This window comes from Bacillus sp. FSL R5-0820 (assembly GCF_038593385.1).
Lineage (GTDB): Bacteria > Bacillota > Bacilli > Bacillales > Bacillaceae > Bacillus > Bacillus altitudinis.
In genome coordinates this window covers 2,600,308-2,618,155 of record NZ_CP151991.1, presented here as the reverse complement: position 1 = coordinate 2,618,155, position 17,848 = coordinate 2,600,308, and the positions used below count along the sequence as shown (strand labels likewise).

Sequence of the window (17,848 nt, the reverse complement as noted above, 5' to 3'; positions counted from 1 at the left end):
CATTTTAGGACTTCAGCTTTTTCCATGTTATGAAGCTTGCTTTTGACGTTCTTCTGAAGCAGAAGAAGTGAAAAGAGAGATCACAAATCCAATCACGACTCCGAGTATGGCAGGCATAATCCAGCCAATGCCAAGGTCATATAGCGGCAAGGTCTTTTGAAAGAGATCTTTCACAGGACCAATCGGCAGTTTCGCCGCTGCTAAGCCGTCAAACAGACTGACGCAGCCAGTTAAAATCAAAGTAAGGATATACACAGGTCTTCTATGACCAAGCCATTTGTCAGCAAGTGATAAAACAATAATCACAATCGCTAACGGGTAAATCGCAGTTAAAACAGGTACTGAAAAAGCGATAATATGAGCAAGTCCAAAATTTGAAATGATAAAACTGAATAATGTCACGAGTGTCACAACTGTTTTATAAGAAAGTTTAGGTAGTAATTTTGAGAAATACTCTCCGCACGATGTCACAAGACCGATGCTTGTTGTTAAACAGGCAACCGTAATCGCCGCGCCTAACACAATATTACCTAAACTGCCAAAAAGAAATTGCGAAGACTGAGCCAAGATCTTACTGCCATCTCCAACAAAACCAATGGCGTGTGTACTTGAAGCGCCTAAATAAGCAAGTGATAGATAAACAAATGTTAATCCGCAAGCTGCAATTAGACCTGCTTTGATACAAGCAGATGTCAGCGCCTTTTTACTTGTCACGCCGCGTCCTTTAATGGCGTTGATGACAACAACTCCAAACACAATAGATGCAAGAGCGTCCATGGTTTTATAGCCTTCTAAAAACCCTTTGAAAAATGATCCATTGCTATAGGACACATCAGGTGTGCCAATGACGCCCATCGGTGTCAAAATGGCTTTGACGATAATAATCAAAATGATCGTAAATTTAATCGGTGTTAACACTTTCCCTACACGATCCACAATTTTCGTTGGATTTAGTGCAAGATAATACGTAATACCAAAAAAGGCCAGTGTAAATAAAAGAAGTGAGAGCCAAGCTGGTACTCCTGCTAAAAAGGGTAGTGCGCCAATCTCATATGAAACCGTTCCTGTACGAGGAATAGCGAAAAGTGGCCCGATAGATAAATATAAAATGACGGTAAACGCTGTTCCGAAAGCTGGGTGAGCTTTATCAGCTAGTCCTTTCGCATCTCTACCTGTTAAAGCAATCGCAATAATCCCAAGAAGCGGTAAACCGACACCTGTTAATAAAAATCCGCCCATTGCTTTCCACACATTTTGCCCAGCATATTGACCTAGCTCAGGTGGATAGATCATATTACCGGCGCCGAAGAATAGAGCAAACAGCATAAAACCTATGATAACCGTATCTTTCGTCGACAAAGTTGCCTTCATTGCATTTAAAGCCTCCATTATTATGTTGAAATATTCTGTTAATTAGTTGCTAGGTAACCGTTCATCATTAACAATCACTAATTATAAAGGATGTACGCCTGATGTCAACATGTGTTTTCGTACAAAAGTCATGAATTTTTCTATTTTAGTATATGGAGGACAATAAAAAAACATCCCCTTCACTTTGGAAGAGGATGTTTAAAGAATGATTAGGATGCAAGCTGTTTAGGCGGGCCAGTCAACATAGAGATGAGTACGCCAATCCCTGCGCCGATGATCGCTGGTACAACCCACCCAATGCCTAAATCGTAAAATGGAATGAATGAATCTAAGAAGTTAGGTAAACCCCCTAGATTGAATTTGGCAGCAAGTAAGCCGTCAATAATGGCAAAAAATCCAGTGAAGATCAAGGATACGACATAAATCACTCGTCTGCCGTTAATCCAGCGGTCAAGGAACGATAATAAAATAATGACAATGGCCAGTGGATATATCGCCACAAGTACAGGGACTGATAGAGAGATAATTTGTGCCAGTCCAAGGTTTGCAACGAATGTGCTAAATAAAGAAACAATTAGAACGACGGTACGATAAGAAAGCGCTGGGAAAAGCTTTGAAAAATATTCCCCGCATGACGAGACAAGTCCAACACTTGTTGTGAGACAAGCGAATAAAATGGCTGCGCCAAGAACAATGTTACCAGCAGAACCGAATAAAAAGTTTGCAGAAAGTGAAAGTAGTTTTCCTCCTTCATTTGCTCCGACCATTCCAGTTGCATCAGGGCTTGAAGCACCAACATAAGCAAGTGAAATATACACGAGTGCTAGTCCCACTGCTGCAACAAGACCAGCTTTTATACAAGCCGATGCAAGTGATTTTCGTTCTGTGATCCCTCTATCTTTCACAGCTGTTACGACCACGATTCCAAAAACGATAGAAGCAAGAGCATCCATTGTTTTATAACCTTCTAAAAACCCAGTAAAGAGAGGGTTTGCTTTATATGTCGCATCAGGCGCACCGATCATTCCCATCGGTGTAGCAATGGCTTTAAACACAATAATGGCAATAACTGCTAATAAGATTGGTGTCAGCACTTTACCAATTCGATCAACCAGCTTTGAAGGGTTTAAAGCAAGAAGATACGTAATGGTGAAAAACACCAGAGTAAAGATGAATAATGGAATCCATGATTCAGCCTGTCCTTCAGAAAGAAATGGAGCTAATCCAATTTCATAAGAAACGGTACCTGTTCGCGGAATGGCGAAAAATGGCCCAATGGATAAATACAGAATAACGGTGAAGATGGTCCCGAATTTAGGGTGAGCTTTATCCGCAAGACCTTTGGCTCCGGTACCTGTAAGGGCGACAGCAATAACCCCTAATAGCGGAAGACCTACGCCTGTAAGTAGGAATCCGCCGATGGCAAGCCATACGTTTTCACCAGCATATTGTCCAAGAACAGGCGGGAAAATCATATTTCCTGCGCCAAAGAATAATGCAAAAAGCATTAGTCCAATAGCCAATGTTTCTTTTATACTTAAACTATTTTTCAAAATAGTCCCTCCTCAATCAGTGTATTGTGTCAAATTTAAATATTCTGACAATTTAGGTGTTTATATGACAATTGCACTATGGATGATATAGTGAAAATGAAAAGTTGTCAACTGCCATTTTCAGAAAATTCTCTGTCTGACTTCATTATGGTAACATATAAATGCATTTATTTTTTAAGTTTTTTTGTAAGGAGTTTAAGATATGATTTATCTTGATAATAGTGCCACAACAAAGCCTTATCCAGAGGTTTTACAAGTGCATCAGCAAGTGAGTGAGCGTTTTTTTGGGAATCCGTCTTCGCTGCATCAACTTGGAATTGATGCAAGCCGTCTATTAAGTGAAACGCGAAAACAAATCCTTCACTATACAGGCTTTACACAATATGAGATTATTTTTACTTCAGGTGCAACAGAAGCAAATAACATTGCCATCAAAGGGGCTGCTCTTGCCAAGATGAACCGAGGCAGACATATTGTCACAACAGCGATTGAGCATCCATCTGTCATCGAATCGTTTGAACAGCTGAAAACATTATTTGGCTTTGATATTTCCTATATTCAAGTAAATGAGCATGGCCGTGCAGATATGACGCATTTAAAAGAAGTGCTTCGCCCTGATACAGTGCTTGTCAGTCTCATGCATGTAAACAATGAAACAGGCGCGATTCAGCCGATAGAGGAAGCGGCCAGCATCATTCGGACGTATGCCAAAGAGGCAATTTTTCATGTCGACGGCGTACAAGGAATTGGCAAGGTTCCGCTGCCTAAAGAGATGGATATTGATCTTTTAACGATGTCAGGCCACAAAATTCATGGCTTAAAAGGCACAGGAGCGCTCTTTTTAAAGAAAGGTGTAGTGCTTGCCCCTTTTATCACAGGAGGAGAGCAGGAACTAGGCCTTCGCTCAGGGACTGAGAACCCTGCTGGAGCTGTCAGTTTAGCAAAAGCCATAAAGCAATCATTTGAATATTTAAACAAGCATCATGATGAGATGATCGCCTTAAAAACGGAGCTAGAGCAGCAGCTTGGAAAGATAGAAGGCGTCGTCATAAACACACCGCTGACGCATAGCGCACCGCACATTGTGAATTTTTCAGTGCCAGGTATTCAAATCGAAGTCCTTCTGCATATGCTTGAAAAAGAAGGCATTTACGTTTCGACAACGTCTGCTTGTTCTGCTAAGAAAAAGGAACCAAGCCGTGTCCTGCTGGCGATGGGGAAATCAGAAGAAGCAGCCAAAAGCAGCATGAGAATCAGTTTGACATATGGACAAGGACCAGAGCTAGCGCCGCAAATCATCACATCGATCGCACAAAGTGTGAAAAAATTAAAAGGAATGAGATAACAACATGAAGTATGACCATATTTTAGTCCGTTTTGGTGAGATTTCAACAAAAGGGAAAAATAGAAAGAAATTTATCGAAAAACTAAGACAGCATATCCGGTTTGTATTAAAAGACTTTGAAGCATTAAAGTATGCATCTGATAGAGACCGCATTACGATCATGCTAAACGGAGAAGACCCTGAACCGATTTCAGAACAGCTTAAAGGTGTATTTGGCATTCAAAGCTTTAGCCTGGCTGTGAAATGTGAGACAAATCTTGATGCCATCAAAGAAGCGGCACTCTCAGCGGTTCAGGAAGTGTATGAACAAGGAAATACATTTAAGGTCTCAACGAAACGCTCTTATAAACAATTTGAGCTTGATTCAAATGAAATGAACCGAGAAATTGGTGGACATGTTCTAAGGAATACAGACAACTTAACCGTTAATGTGAAACAGCCAGATGTTCACTTGCGAATTGAAATAAGAGAACACGCGACGTACATTACATTTAAAGATGTAAAAGGTGCAGGCGGACTGCCAGTTGGTTCAAGCGGAAGAGCGATGCTAATGCTCTCTGGCGGCTTTGACAGCCCAGTGGCAGGCTATCAGGCAATGAAACGAGGCATTCAAATTGAAGCTGTTCATTTCTTTAGCCCGCCTTATACAAGTGAACGTGCCAAGCAAAAGGTCATTGATCTAGCGGAATGCTTAGCTGCTTATGGAGGCGAAGTCAAGCTTCACATCGTTCCTTTTACGAAAATCCAAGAACTCATTCACAAACAAGTACCAGAAAACTATACGATGACTTCAACGAGAAGAATGATGCTCAAAATTGCAGATAAAATAAGAGCCAAGCGTGATGCGCTTGCCATTATTACAGGTGAAAGCCTTGGTCAAGTGGCAAGTCAGACACTTGAAAGCATGTATGCCATTAATCATGTCACAAACACACCGATCATTCGCCCACTGATTGCCGTGGATAAGAATGACATAATCGAAGAAGCGAGACGAATTGGCACATATGAGACAAGCATTCAGCCATTTGAGGATTGCTGCACGATCTTTACGCCGCCATCTCCAAAAACAAAACCAAAACTTGAAAAAGTAGAACGCTACGAAAGCTTTGCTGAATTCGAGCCAATGCTTGATGAGGCAGTGGAGCAGATCGAAACAATCGTTGTCACAAATGAAAAGAAAGCAGCTGACAAATTCGCTGATTTATTCTAAATAAAAAATTTCATAATAATTACCATAAAATCAATCGCATGAAGTCATGTGTTTCTACACATTCTATATTCACAAGGAGGTGAGAACACATGGCTCAACAAAACAGACAAAGCAGTTCTAATCAATTAGTCGTTCCAGGCGCTGCACAAGCGATCGACCAAATGAAGTACGAAATCGCTTCAGAATTTGGCGTAAACCTTGGACCAGAAACAACAGCTCGCGCTAACGGATCAGTTGGTGGAGAAATCACTAAGCGTCTTGTATCTTACGCTCAACAACATATGGGTGGCGGATCTTTCTAAGACACACAATTAAAAAGCTATGGCTTATGAGCGGGTTTATTCCCGCTCTTTTTTTGTACATAAATTGTTAGAATATTTTTAAAAAAGAAGACGAAATGAAAAAATTATGGCATAATACTAGGAGTAGGTCCTAATTCAAGCATTTTTCAGTTATGAGTGTTAGAATAGGTAAATTGAAACATGATTCGTTTCATAGAAAGAGGCTAAAAGGAGCTGTACCATGAAAAGAGAAGACTTAATTGCACCAGAACAATATAACTTAGTCAGTGAGATTGAAGCGTTCAGTCATGACCAGGAGAAAATCGCCCTGCACTGGCAGGACGGGAATGGCCATGAAGCGCATGTGACATATGCAGCATTAGTAGAAGAGGCGAATAAAATTGGTCATGTTCTATTAAATGCAGGCTTTAAAAAAGGCGATAAAATCATTGTGATGGTGCCTCGTATGCTAGAGGCATACAGCATTTATTTAGCCATTTTAAAAACAGGAATGGTTGTAATTCCTTGTTCAGAAATGCTTCGCGCTAAAGATATAGATTACCGAATTGAGCATGCAGAAGCAAAAGGAGCGATTGTTTACGCATCATTCATTCAATCGTTTGAAGGAACTAATCAGCCAAAAGATTTTAAAACATTCTCAATTGGTGAGAATGATCATGGCTGGACAAACATTGTTGCGCAAAAGGAAGAGCAGTCAAGCGAGTTGAAATTGGCAGACACAACACGTACGGACATGGCGTTTCTCTCTTATACATCAGGCACAACAGGTAATCCCAAAGGGGTTGTTCATACACACGGCTGGGCGTATGCACATTTACGTACAGCGGCCAAAGCATGGCTCTCCATTAATGAAGGGGATAAAGTATGGGCAACAGCAGGACCAGGCTGGCAAAAATGGGTGTGGAGTCCTCTCTTATCTGTTTTAGGAAGCGGAGCAGAAGGTTTTGTTTATGGAGGAAAGTTTAATCCGGATACGTACTTAGAGCTGCTTCAAAAAAATGAAATCAATGTTTTATGTTGTACACCAACGGAATATCGGTTTATGGCAAAAGTAGATGACCTCAGTCAGTACGAGCTGCCGAAATTGCATAGTGCTGTTTCTGCGGGAGAGCCACTCAACCGTGAAGTCATCGATACGTTCAAAAAACATTTCGATATCGAAGTGCGAGATGGTTACGGGCAAACAGAAAGCACGCTGCTAGTCGGGGTGCTGAAAGGAATGGACATCAAGCCGGGCAGTATGGGCAAACCAACACCTGGCAATGAAGTAGAGATTATTGATGAGAATGGCCAGATCTGTGCTCCAGGAGAAATAGGTGACATTGCCGTTCATCTTGAAACGCCGGCTTTATTCAAGGAATACTACAAAGATGCAGAGCGTACAAAGGCGCAGCGCCGCGGGGATTACTTTATTACCGGTGACCGTGCGAAAAAAGATGAAGACGGGTATTTTTGGTTTGAAAGCCGCAGAGATGACATCATCGTCAGCTCAGGCTATACAATTGGTCCATTTGAAGTCGAAGATGCACTGATTAAACACCCAGCAGTGAAAGAATGTGCGGTCGTGGCAAGTCCAGATGAAATCAGAGGATCAATCGTGAAAGCATACGTCGTCCTGCGTGATGCATCTGCACAAAGCGATGAGCTGATTAAAGAACTGCAAACACACGTGAAAAATACAACAGCACCGTACAAATATCCAAGAGAAATCGAATTCATTGACGAGCTACCAAAAACTCCGTCAGCGAAAATTCGACGTGTCGAGCTGAGAGAAAGAGAGCTTGCACGAAAATCATCATAACAGTAGAAACAATAAGCGTCTGGATGGAAAATCATCCAGCGCTTTTTTTATTGGACAAATCAAATATGTAAAATTCGTTCATGATGTTTTATGTTAAAATGTGTAAGGATGACTTGAAAAGGAGAATGTTCTGAAAATGTCGATTGCGATAATTCATGGGATTGTGCTTGCCTTTGGTCTTATTTTACCTTTGGGCGCACAAAATGTATTTGTATTTCAGCAAGGAGCCCTTCAGCCTCGATTATATCGCGTACTGCCTGTTGTCATCACAGCTGCTCTCTGCGACACACTTTTAATTACTTTAGCTGTCATTGGGGTTTCGGTTGTTGTACTCACCATCCCTATCTTGCAAATGGGTCTTTTTATCATTGGATTTTTCTTTTTACTTTATATGGGGTGGTCAGTTTGGAACACGAGCTCCGCAACAGGTAATCAAGAAAAGATGAACCTGATGCCTGTGAGAAAACAAATCATATTTGCCTGTTCCGTTTCACTTTTAAATCCTCACGCGATTCTCGATACAATAGGAGTGATAGGAACGAACTCTCTTCAATATCATGGGGCGGAAAAGGTGGCATTTACCGCAGCCTGTATCATTGTCTCGTGGTTATGGTTTATGGGTCTTGCCCTTCTCGGGAAAATGTTAGGAAAGCTAGATACAAACGGCAAGTGGATGAACCGGATCAATAAAGCATCAGCCGTCATGATCTGGCTGGTTGCATTATATATCGCCTATCAGCTTATTGGATAAAGGATACATAGAGCAAAAGAGACGTGATGCATGAAAATGAGTGCTGAACATGTCATGGGAAAAAGCGTTGGATGGAAAACATCTGGCGCTTTTTTGTTGACTACTGTCTCGGGGCAAGCATCAGTTACACCCCGTTCATTTATCTCAGACATACTGACGATTCACTTACCTGGAGGAAATGATATCAAGTAGGAGATATGCTACATTATTTATAGTGGGTTTTTTTGGTAAATAAGCCTCTTATGCCATTTTCCATAAAAAGGTATAATTTTTATGGGATTTATTAAAGGAGGCTACATAATGAAAGTAAGGAAGATGCTTGTTGTTTTATTATTCATTTCACTTCTATGCGGACAATATCCTGTGGGGAAAGCTGTTAGCATAGAAGAGGATATGCCTTTTGAAAAGATACAAAACAATAAAGTGGCTGAAAGGCTCATAAAAAAAACAAAAAAGAGCTTTCAATTTTTACAGGCAAAAGAAATAGCCTACAAAAAAGGGTATCAATTAAATGGAGAAAGTGTAGCAGTTCATTTGAATGATGCTAAAGCGAATGTTGTTTATTTTTATCTAACAAAGAAGAAAGCAGATAATCAGCTAGTAAGCACAGCATCATTTATTTCAATTTCACTAAGTCAGATAAAGTCCTATTATATTCAACTTGCGGAATACGATGAGCAAGGTAATTTACACTCATATTTCATTCAAAATGGAAAGTTGAAGAATGAGTTTCATATCAATCCAAATGGGGAGTTTTTAAAAGGATCTTTTACCTATGGTGAAAACGGTGCGAAAAAAGATATGATGGAATTAAATAGAAAAATTATGAATGCTGAAGATTCGGAAATTCAAACGAGCTTTAATTGGAACAAATTTTGGAGTTGTTTAAAAAAGAAAAGTGGCCCGAATGAATCTCTTCCGCTTCGTTCAATGGTTCTTGGGGCTTGTTATTATGTTTGTTTAACAGGACCTGTTGGTTGTATAGCATGTACAGTCATTAATGCAGGAATATCGGCTGGGATAGCAGGTTATTGTGTGAAAAAAGTTTGGTGAATTGGAGGTTTTCAAATGGCTCATAAAGAACAGCGTAAAGGGGCAGTGCTTGCTGTCTTTGATACATTGACGTTTGGTGTACCAGTCTTGTTGTGGAATTTATATAAGAATACGAATAAAACATTGAAGCTGATGATCCCGATTATTCCAATAGTAGGTTTCATCACGTATCTTTTAGCATCTCTTTACTAATGTGTTCAAAAATCATTTGCATGAGCGATACGCTCATGCTTTTTTCATTCGATCATTTTTTGAAAATGGTTTGATTTAATAGACGGAGAGCTTGTACGATATCATCCATTTGATTTCGGTCAGAGGAAGAAAGGCTGTCCATGAGCATGGATTCAATTTGTTGAAATGCTTTGTCCATACACGCACGGCCTTTTTTAGACAGCATAATGACATGTTTTCGCTTGTCATCTTTATCTTCTTGTCTATCAATGAATTGTTTTTCGTGAAGCTTTTTCAATTCTCTGCTGACATTCGGAAGAGACATGTGCTGACAATCGGCGATTTCGCTAGGTGTTAGCGGCTCACTGACGGCTAACTGCTCCAGAATCAAATATTGTAGAGTGGTTAGATCAGAGGGTTTGATCTTGCTCATCATAGCATGTTTCAGCTCAGAAAAAGTAGAAGCAAATGTGACAAACTCTTTGAAAAAATGTGGGTTTTTCATCCTGTTTCACCTCCTACGTACCATACCAAATTTATTATCAAAAAACAATTATCATTTGACAACTAAAAAAGAGGGGTGTATGCTTTTGGTTATCAAATGATAACTAAAGGAGCCGAGCCATGAATGTACTCATTATTTATACCCACCCCCATCACAATAGTTTAAATGGTGCTTTTTTTAAAGAAATCCTAAAGGGCAGTGAAGAAAATCCAAACGTTCAAGAAGTGAGAATCATCGATTTATACCAAGACAAATTTGATCCTGTACTTATTTTTAATGAAGAGAAAAAAAGACGTGATATGCATAAGGACCCTGAGATTCAAGAATATCAAGAGAAAATCAAATGGGCAGACAACATCGTGTTTGTTTATCCGATTTGGTGGGGGCGGCCGCCAGCCATGCTGCTTGGTTTTATTGATCGCATGTTTGCAGCGAATTTTGCTTATCGTCAAACAGGCGGGCTGCTTCCAGAAGGCTTGTTAAAAGGAAAGAGGGCTGTATGTGTTTCGACAATGCAAGGACCGACCCACTATCCTTTCTTCTTTTTGCAAAATGCTCATAAGATGTTAATGAAACGAGCTCTTTTACAATATGTCGGGATTAAACCGGTGAAGTTCTTTGAATTTGGCATGATGGAAAGTCCGAAAGGGAAGCATGACGTGAAATTAAAACGGATATACAACTATTTTCGGAATATCAGCTCATAAAACCACATTCCTTGAGTCACTTTTCTTCTAATTTGAACCTGTTATGTCTTAAAATGACAGAGAGAGTGAGTGACTCATTCTCTTTATTTGAAAAGGGGGATATGGATGAAGAAAACATTGTTTAAAGATGCGGCTCTTATCACACTTGATCCATCTTTAGGTTTTCTGGAGAAGGGAGATCTATTAATTGAAGGGGCACATATTGTAGAAGTCGGACCTTCGATTGAAGCAAGCGGTGCTGATGTTGTGGATGCGTCTGACATGGTCATTATGCCAGGGCTTGTGGATACCCATCGTCATGTGTGGCAGTCTGTCATACGGGGGATCGGAACAGATTGGTCTTTGCAAACGTATTTGAGCAAAATTTATTATGGCAACTATGGGGCGATGAGACGTCCATCAGATGATCGAATTGCTAATTATTTAGGCGCATTAGAGGCATTAGATGCAGGAGTGACCACGTTTTTCGACTGGACGATGATCAATTCTATGGATCATACAGAAGAACTCATTGGAGGTTTAAAAGATGCGGGTATTCGAGCGGTCTTTGGTTTTGGTACCTCTGGAGATGCAGCGTATTGGGACAGAGAGAGTACGCTCACGAATATGGAAGACGCAGCCCGCGTGAAACAAAAACATTTTCAATCATCGGATCAGCTGTTGACGATGGGACTTGCCATTCGTGGACCTGAATTTTCTTCATGGGAGACGACTGTCTTTGAAATTGAAACAGCGAGATCACTAGATGCATTATGCAGTATGCACATTGGCTTTGGAAATTGGGGAGCAGCGGATCGATCGATTGAGCGGCTTCATCAAGCAGGGCTGCTCGGTCCTGATTTGAATATGGTGCATATCAATGCAATTGATGCAGATCAAATGAAGATGTTAGCTGACAGCGGAAGCTCCATCTCTATTACACCTGAGATTGAAATGATGATGGGACACGGATATCCTGTCACAGGGCTCGCCATTGAAAATGGCGTTCTGCCAACGCTTGGTGTAGATGTGGTGACAGCGACAGGCGGAGATTTATTTACCCAAATGAAATTCGGACTACAGGCGGAGCGGGCGATTCAAAATCAATCTTTATTGATGGAAGGGACGATGCCAGGGCCTGAACTTGGATTGTCTGCACAGCAAATGCTTGAAGCAGCCACCATAAACGGGGCTCGTGCCTTGAAGCTTGATGACAAAATCGGCTCACTCACACCTGGAAAAGAAGCCGATTTTATCTTGATCGATCGGACAAGCATGAATCTTCTTCCGATGACAGATCCAGCTGGGGCAGTTGTGCAAACGGCACACCCTTCAAATGTTGATTCTGTCTATGTGGCTGGAAAAGCAGTGAAACAAAATGGGAAGCTAGTTGGAGTGAACTTAGAAGAGGTCAAACAAAAAGCTTATGCGGCAAGAGATCACATTTTATCGCATCAGTTTGAATCAACAAAATGAATGAAGCACAATATCCCCATAGGCCAGTGCCTATGGGGAATACTTTACAACGATTCTTTAATGACTTTTTTATAATATTGGACAGATAGGAATCCGAAGACGGAGTATAAAACGGTATAAATCGTCATCACAATCAGCATAGGAGTCCACAGTTCGCTGCCAAATAAAAACCAGCCAGATTGTACAGCAAAGTAGCTGTGCAGCAGTCCGACGAGAAGCGGAATGCCAAAGTTGAAGAGCTGTTTGAGTCGAATGCCTTTTAAGAGATCTTTCTCCGTAAAACCAAGCTTACGCAGAATCGTGTATGAGCTTTGTTCCTCTTCACTCTCATTCATCTGTTTAAAGTATAAAATACAGCCTGATGTCACAAGGAAGCTGAGGCCTAAAAATCCGACTACAAACATCATCAGTCCGATGGTTTGTTTTTGCTGCTGAGTGTTAGCAAATCTAGACATGCTTTCATCACTCAATTTCGCAGACATAAAGACGTCATTGGCTTGTTCAACCTTTCCCTCATCTTTTATATTGATCGCAATATATTGATTATTCTCACGCTGCAGTTTAGGATCTTTGTTTTGGTCGAGCTGCTCAAAAACACTTTCACTGACGACAGCAACAGGTAGGCCGCCAAAAGTAAACTGGTAAGAGATTAAATGATCCTTTTTCATATCAATTACTTTTAAATCAATTGGTTTTTTTATTAAAAGTTTCACATCACCGGTGCTTTGAATCGGCATGAATTTTTTCAATAAATCATTGTAGCCGCTTAACATGACTTCGTTGTTCTCTACATGAATATTTGGTGCGTTTTTCTCGCTGATCACAGGTAGTGTCAAGACTCCTGGAGCTTTATTCACACTGCTTAACTTCGTATCGATGATCTGATTTGCATCAAAATCGGCTTGAATGACCTCGAACTGCTTTTTCTCATAGGCAATATGCTGATCAGAAAGTGCACGAGTGAATGTGCCAGCATCTTTCTCTGACCCCATGACAAAATGTGCTGGAATTTGTTGTTCAGCTGTTTTTTCTGCTGAGTAGTAGGAAATATAGCTGAGTGATAACAAACCGATGGCAAGTGCAGATACTGTAGTAATAATCGTTAACAGCAATGCATTTGATTTTAAACGGAACATTATCGACGATAAAGACAAGACTTCATGAATGGCAAGATAGCCATTTTTTCTTTTTCGTACGATATTGGCAATGAATGAAACAGAGCCTTTATAGAAAAGGAAAGTACCAATAATGACAGAACCTAAAATATAGATCATGGCTAAAAATAACGAAAACATCGATGTGTATGTGCCACTAAAAAGCTGAGAAGAAATGTAATAGCCTGAGCTGATGAAGGCAATGCCTAGAACCCCAATGATGATTTCAAAGACAGAGATTTTTTTAATGCGCTGCTCTGTAGAAGAGGTGGTTCTAAACAAAGCTAAGATCGTTTGCTTCTGAATGAATCGTCTATTTCTTAGCATGATGACAACATAAATCAAGAGAAACACGATGACCGTTTGCAAAAGAGCCATGCCAGAAAAATGAAGATTGGCAATTGCATGAACACCTGTCACTTTAAATAGAACCATCAGCATCAGCTTTGAGCCGATAAATCCGGTAAATATACCAATAGCCATCGCAATTATATATAGGATAAAATTTTCTGCATGGAGCAGCTTGGCGATTTTTTGTTTCGTCATTCCAATGAGCTGCAAGAGGCCGATTTCTTTTCCTCTACGTTTGATGAAAATGCTATTTGCATATAAAAGGAAGATGCCGACGATGGCGATTAGCAGAATAGAAGCGGCTTTAATTGACGCACCGCCTTTAATAGACCCTTTCACATCATCAAGTGCTGGTGAATACTGCAAGGTGACAAAGGAAAAATAGAGCGCCACACTAAATACAAGTGCAAACACGTATAAATAGTAATTTTTTAAGTTTTTCTTCAGATTGCGGAAGACGAGCTGATTAATGTTCATGCTTCACACCGCCTAAAACACCTTGCGTTTTCATAATATCCTCGAAAAACATCTTTCTCTCTAGTGCGCCTTTATTCAATTGTGTATAGATCTGTCCATCTTTGATAAAAATCACTCGTCTTGAATAACTGGCTGCAACAGGGTCATGGGTCACCATGACAATGGTTGCTTTGCGCTTGTGATTGAATTCTTGCAGCTTGTTCAGTAAGTCAGACGCAGATTTGGAATCAAGTGCTCCGGTTGGTTCATCAGCAAAAATGAGGCTTGGTTCGTGAATAAAGGCACGAACCGCAGATGTCCGTTGCTTTTGTCCCCCAGACAGTTCATTTGGATATTTGTCTCTTAGTTCATAAATACCCATATCCTCTGCAAGCTGTTGAAAGCGTTCAAAAGCTTCTTTTTTAGGCGTTTTGGAGATGGATAATGGCAAGAGGATGTTCTCTTTAACCGTGAGTGTATCAAGTAAGTTATAATCCTGAAAAACAAAGCCAAGCTGTTTCTTTCTAAATTCAGCGAGCTGCTGATCTTTCATTTGCGTCATTTCTGCATCCGCGATCCGAATCGATCCGCTGGACACATGATCAATCGATGACAATACGTTCAAAAGGGTCGTTTTCCCCGAGCCTGATGGCCCCATGATGCTGACAAATTCTCCAGCTTCTATCGTCAAATCAATGCCTTTCAGCACCTCTTGTTTATTGAATTTGTTTCCATAGTTTTTATATAACTTGCGAGCTTCTAAAATGTTCATCTGTCGAACCCCTTTTTTATTTAATTGATATCTCTAGTATAAAAAGAAGCCGATCAGACTTCCTGCGATTTGGCGAACAAAATAGACGAGCATGTGACATTGTTGTCACATGCTCGCAATATGCACAAAATCATTCTTTTTCGGAAAGATAAAGGTAAAAGTGGTCCCTTGATCTAATGTGGAGTTGACCTCGATCGTGATATGAAGAGCGTAAGCTCCCTTTTTTGTTAAATAGAGCCCCATGCCTGTGGAGGCAGTGTCATTGTGATGTCTTGTGGAGGTAAAGCCTTTTTCAAAAATACGGGACACGTCTCTTGAATCAATTCCTCTACCTTGATCTGTGATGGTGAGCACCACTTGTTCGTTCATTTGTTTGCTTTCGATGATAATGTCAGATGATTGGCTGTACTTGACTGCGTTTGTCAGCACTTGTCTGATCATAAAGGATAACCATTTTGTATCACTTAATACGTCTCGCTCTTCTAATAAAAGGTCAAAGCCAATTCCTTTTTGCATACACCACGATTGGAGCGCTTTGATTTCTTTCGTTAGCATGTTTTGGAGATCCAGTTTTTCAATAAATAAATCATTTTCAATATGTTCGATCCTGCTTTGATGCAGCTGTGCATCAAGGAGTAAATGTATTCTAAGCCATTCATATGTCATATTTGATTTGAGCGGCTGTTCTGTTATACGGTCAATCATTAAGTGCATCGCCGTGAGCGGTGTTTTCACCTCATGTATCCATGAGAGCAGTTCATCTTTTTCTTCTTCCAGCGCAGTCTTTTGCTTAGCCGTCATCTGGCGGTATCGGTCGATTTGCTCTGACGCTGCCTCCTGTACAATTTGTTCAAAAGGGGAAGAGGGTTTGAGACGCATTTGATGGTCTATGTTTTCGTCCCATTCTTTCAGTTGTTCATAATAAGAAGTTTCTTTCCGGTAACGAAAAAAAAGAAAGACAATGAAGAGTAATGTAGACAAAAGCACGATATAAAAAAGAGAAGCGAGTGGAATCGTTGTATCCAAATAAGCAACAAAGAGAATGAGAAGCTGCAAACTAAGAAAGAACAAGATCCAGCTTCTTCGTTCTTTTAGAAATGCTTGCAGCATTATTGATCATCCTTTTCTTTTGCAAGATAACCTTGACCCACCTTTGTTTCAATGAAGGCGCCAAGGGAGATTTCGTCTAGTTTTTTTCTAAGGCGGTTGACGTTTACAGTGAGTGTATTGTCACTCACGAATCGTTCATCCTCCCATAATGCTTGGATGAGAGATTCCCTTTTGACGATATGATTTTTATGCTGAATCAATTCTTTGAGAATAAAAAACTCATTTTTTGTTAATTCAACCTCACCGTCTTCATTCGCCACTGTATTATTTTCGAGGTCAAGGGTAGCACCGCACCAAACTTTTAAGTTGGCAGGTTCGGCACTATAATCATGGACTCGGCGAAGAACAGCACTTACTTTGGCGATGAGAACGTCAAAGTGAAAGGGCTTTTGTACAAAATCATCGGCTCCAAGCTGCATCGACATGACCATATCAGCAGGATGATCACGAGAGGAAAGAAAGATGATGGGCACATTGGAATGATGCCGAATCATCCGGCACCAATGAAAGCCATCGTACTTTGGCAGCTGAATATCAATAATGACTAGATCAGGCTGGATGGAAGTGAACTCCTGCATGACCTGTTGAAAATTGTTGATCCCATACACATCATAAGACCAGTTAACTAAACGTTCTTTGATTTCTTGGAAGAGGGTTGTATCATCCTCAATCAGCAAAATTTTAAACAAAACGAGCACCACACTTTTTAAATTAGCTTGTACATCATTGTAGCGGAAAATAGGCACTCCCGCTAGAAGCAGACAGCAAAAAAGCAAGGGAAGAGGTCCCTTGCTTCGGTTTATTTACCTAAAAAGTGCTTTTTAAAGAATGATAGTTGATATTCAAGTGTGAGCGGGTCATTAAAGTAAAACTCTTCCGCATTTGCTTCATACACACGATGTTTTTTCACAGCAGGAATGGACTTATAGATTTCACTGTTTTGATAGGAATTGTCCATCTCGCTGTTTTTGCTAATGATCATATAGTCTCCGGCAAATTCAGGGATGACCTCTTGTGACACCGCATAATAGCCAGCTTTTAATGCTTTTTCTTTTACTTTTTCCGGCATTTTTAGTTTCATTGCTTGGTAGAGGATTTCTGTTCCGCGTCCCCATGCATCTCCAAAGACGTAAAGATCTTTTGTGCCGCTTTCAAAGACAGATACGGTTGCATCTTCACCAATTTTTGCTTTGATTTCTTTGCCAGCTTCAGCTGCACGCTGTTTGAAATCCTTGACCCATGCTTTTGCTTCTTTTTCTTTGTTTAAGACTTTTCCAATTTCAATATGCTGCTGAAGGTAATCGACTTTGTTATACGTGAATAAAACGGTAGGGGCGATTTTTTTCAGTTTTTCTACATTTTTTGCACCGCTTAAACCTATGATGACATCAGGCTTTAGCTTCATGATTTTTTCTACATTTTCATCTGATACTTCTTCCACATTTTTTAATTTCTTTTTGAAACGTGGATTCTTTTTTGACCAAGAGTCAACACCCACAAGGTTCACACCAAGTGACAAGACATTTCCTGTATAAGAGGCGAGAACAACAACACGTTTTGGATTTGCTGGCAACTTCACAGGTCCATTTTCAGATTGATATGTAATCGTGTCTGACGTTGATTGATTTTTTCCTTTATTTGAGGAAGAGTTGTTGCTATTGCCACATGCGCTCAACGCAAGTACGAAGATGAGCATCAGAGGGAACAATATTTTCTTCATGAATGTAGACTCCTTTGAAATCGGCACATAAGCCGTGTATTTGGTTGTATGAGTGATAATG

The 17,848-nt window shown here is 40.4% G+C and carries 17 protein-coding genes; 9 read left to right on the top strand and 8 right to left on the bottom strand.

Annotation, left to right across the window (positions count from 1 at the left end; translation table 11 throughout):
• Window positions 1-27: 27 nt before the first annotated feature.
• Both brnQ (NST15_RS13470) and brnQ (NST15_RS13465) read right to left on the bottom strand, forming a co-directional pair.
• Window positions 28-1,371: a branched-chain amino acid transport system II carrier protein gene (brnQ, locus tag NST15_RS13470; protein WP_058213919.1), complete on the bottom strand. Its 1,344-nt coding sequence runs from the start codon at window positions 1,369-1,371 to the stop codon at window positions 28-30.
• Window positions 1,372-1,580: 209 nt separating this feature from the next.
• Complete coding sequence (brnQ, locus tag NST15_RS13465) at window positions 1,581-2,924, bottom strand: branched-chain amino acid transport system II carrier protein (RefSeq protein ID WP_057079202.1); 1,344 nt, start codon at window positions 2,922-2,924, stop codon at window positions 1,581-1,583.
• A 202-nt stretch (window positions 2,925-3,126) separates the two neighbouring features.
• Between brnQ (NST15_RS13465) and NST15_RS13460 the strand changes: the two genes are divergently transcribed.
• From NST15_RS13460 to NST15_RS13430, 7 genes are all read left to right on the top strand, one after another.
• Window positions 3,127-4,269: a cysteine desulfurase family protein gene (locus NST15_RS13460; protein WP_025207795.1), complete on the top strand. Its 1,143-nt coding sequence runs from the start codon at window positions 3,127-3,129 to the stop codon at window positions 4,267-4,269.
• Between the two features lie 4 nt (window positions 4,270-4,273).
• Window positions 4,274-5,479 carry a tRNA uracil 4-sulfurtransferase ThiI gene (gene thiI, locus NST15_RS13455; RefSeq protein WP_007501769.1) on the top strand — a complete coding sequence of 402 codons (1,206 nt, stop codon included), beginning with the start codon at window positions 4,274-4,276 and terminating at the stop codon, window positions 5,477-5,479.
• An 89-nt stretch (window positions 5,480-5,568) separates the two neighbouring features.
• Window positions 5,569-5,781 (top strand): alpha/beta-type small acid-soluble spore protein, encoded by a 213-nt coding sequence (locus NST15_RS13450; protein WP_003216385.1) that lies wholly within the window; start codon window positions 5,569-5,571, stop codon window positions 5,779-5,781.
• A 220-nt stretch (window positions 5,782-6,001) separates the two neighbouring features.
• Window positions 6,002-7,582 carry an acyl--CoA ligase gene (locus tag NST15_RS13445; protein WP_056705515.1) on the top strand — a complete coding sequence of 527 codons (1,581 nt, stop codon included), beginning with the start codon at window positions 6,002-6,004 and terminating at the stop codon, window positions 7,580-7,582.
• Window positions 7,583-7,718: 136 nt separating this feature from the next.
• A complete protein-coding gene (locus tag NST15_RS13440; protein WP_057079206.1) occupies window positions 7,719-8,333 on the top strand; it encodes a LysE/ArgO family amino acid transporter in 615 nt (204 codons plus the stop codon).
• Between the two features lie 300 nt (window positions 8,334-8,633).
• Window positions 8,634-9,386 (top strand): hypothetical protein, encoded by a 753-nt coding sequence (locus tag NST15_RS13435; RefSeq protein WP_135226569.1) that lies wholly within the window; start codon window positions 8,634-8,636, stop codon window positions 9,384-9,386.
• Window positions 9,387-9,401: 15 nt separating this feature from the next.
• Window positions 9,402-9,578, top strand: coding sequence for a hypothetical protein (locus NST15_RS13430; protein ID WP_008356320.1), 177 nt, complete (start codon window positions 9,402-9,404; stop codon window positions 9,576-9,578).
• Between the two features lie 52 nt (window positions 9,579-9,630).
• On the opposite strand, the gene NST15_RS13425 is transcribed toward NST15_RS13430, so the two are convergent.
• Window positions 9,631-10,062, bottom strand: a complete 432-nt coding sequence (locus NST15_RS13425; RefSeq protein WP_008343103.1) for a MarR family transcriptional regulator — start codon at window positions 10,060-10,062, stop codon at window positions 9,631-9,633.
• 119 nt (window positions 10,063-10,181) lie between these two features.
• Between NST15_RS13425 and NST15_RS13420 the strand changes: the two genes are divergently transcribed.
• Complete coding sequence (locus tag NST15_RS13420) at window positions 10,182-10,769, top strand: NAD(P)H-dependent oxidoreductase (RefSeq protein ID WP_326110802.1); 588 nt, start codon at window positions 10,182-10,184, stop codon at window positions 10,767-10,769.
• Window positions 10,770-10,874: 105 nt separating this feature from the next.
• Window positions 10,875-12,224: an amidohydrolase family protein gene (locus NST15_RS13415; protein ID WP_342498586.1), complete on the top strand. Its 1,350-nt coding sequence runs from the start codon at window positions 10,875-10,877 to the stop codon at window positions 12,222-12,224.
• 44 nt (window positions 12,225-12,268) lie between these two features.
• Here NST15_RS13415 and NST15_RS13410 read toward each other — a convergent pair whose 3' ends face one another.
• The 5 genes from NST15_RS13410 to NST15_RS13390 all read right to left on the bottom strand — a co-directional run bounded on the left by NST15_RS13410 (window position 12,269) and on the right by NST15_RS13390 (window position 17,787).
• Window positions 12,269-14,206 carry an ABC transporter permease gene (locus NST15_RS13410; protein ID WP_342498585.1) on the bottom strand — a complete coding sequence of 646 codons (1,938 nt, stop codon included), beginning with the start codon at window positions 14,204-14,206 and terminating at the stop codon, window positions 12,269-12,271.
• Complete coding sequence (locus NST15_RS13405) at window positions 14,196-14,957, bottom strand: ABC transporter ATP-binding protein (protein WP_272511781.1); 762 nt, start codon at window positions 14,955-14,957, stop codon at window positions 14,196-14,198. The genes NST15_RS13410 and NST15_RS13405 overlap by 11 nt, the downstream gene beginning before the upstream one ends.
• Window positions 14,958-15,062: 105 nt before the next feature.
• Window positions 15,063-16,067, bottom strand: a complete 1,005-nt coding sequence (locus NST15_RS13400; protein ID WP_342498584.1) for a sensor histidine kinase — start codon at window positions 16,065-16,067, stop codon at window positions 15,063-15,065.
• Complete coding sequence (locus NST15_RS13395; RefSeq protein WP_125589957.1) at window positions 16,067-16,756, bottom strand: response regulator transcription factor; 690 nt, start codon at window positions 16,754-16,756, stop codon at window positions 16,067-16,069. Before NST15_RS13395 ends, NST15_RS13400 begins: the two co-directional genes overlap by 1 nt.
• Window positions 16,757-16,866: 110 nt before the next feature.
• Window positions 16,867-17,787, bottom strand: a complete 921-nt coding sequence (locus NST15_RS13390; protein WP_017358286.1) for an iron-hydroxamate ABC transporter substrate-binding protein — start codon at window positions 17,785-17,787, stop codon at window positions 16,867-16,869.
• Between the last annotated feature and the right edge of the window lie 61 nt (window positions 17,788-17,848).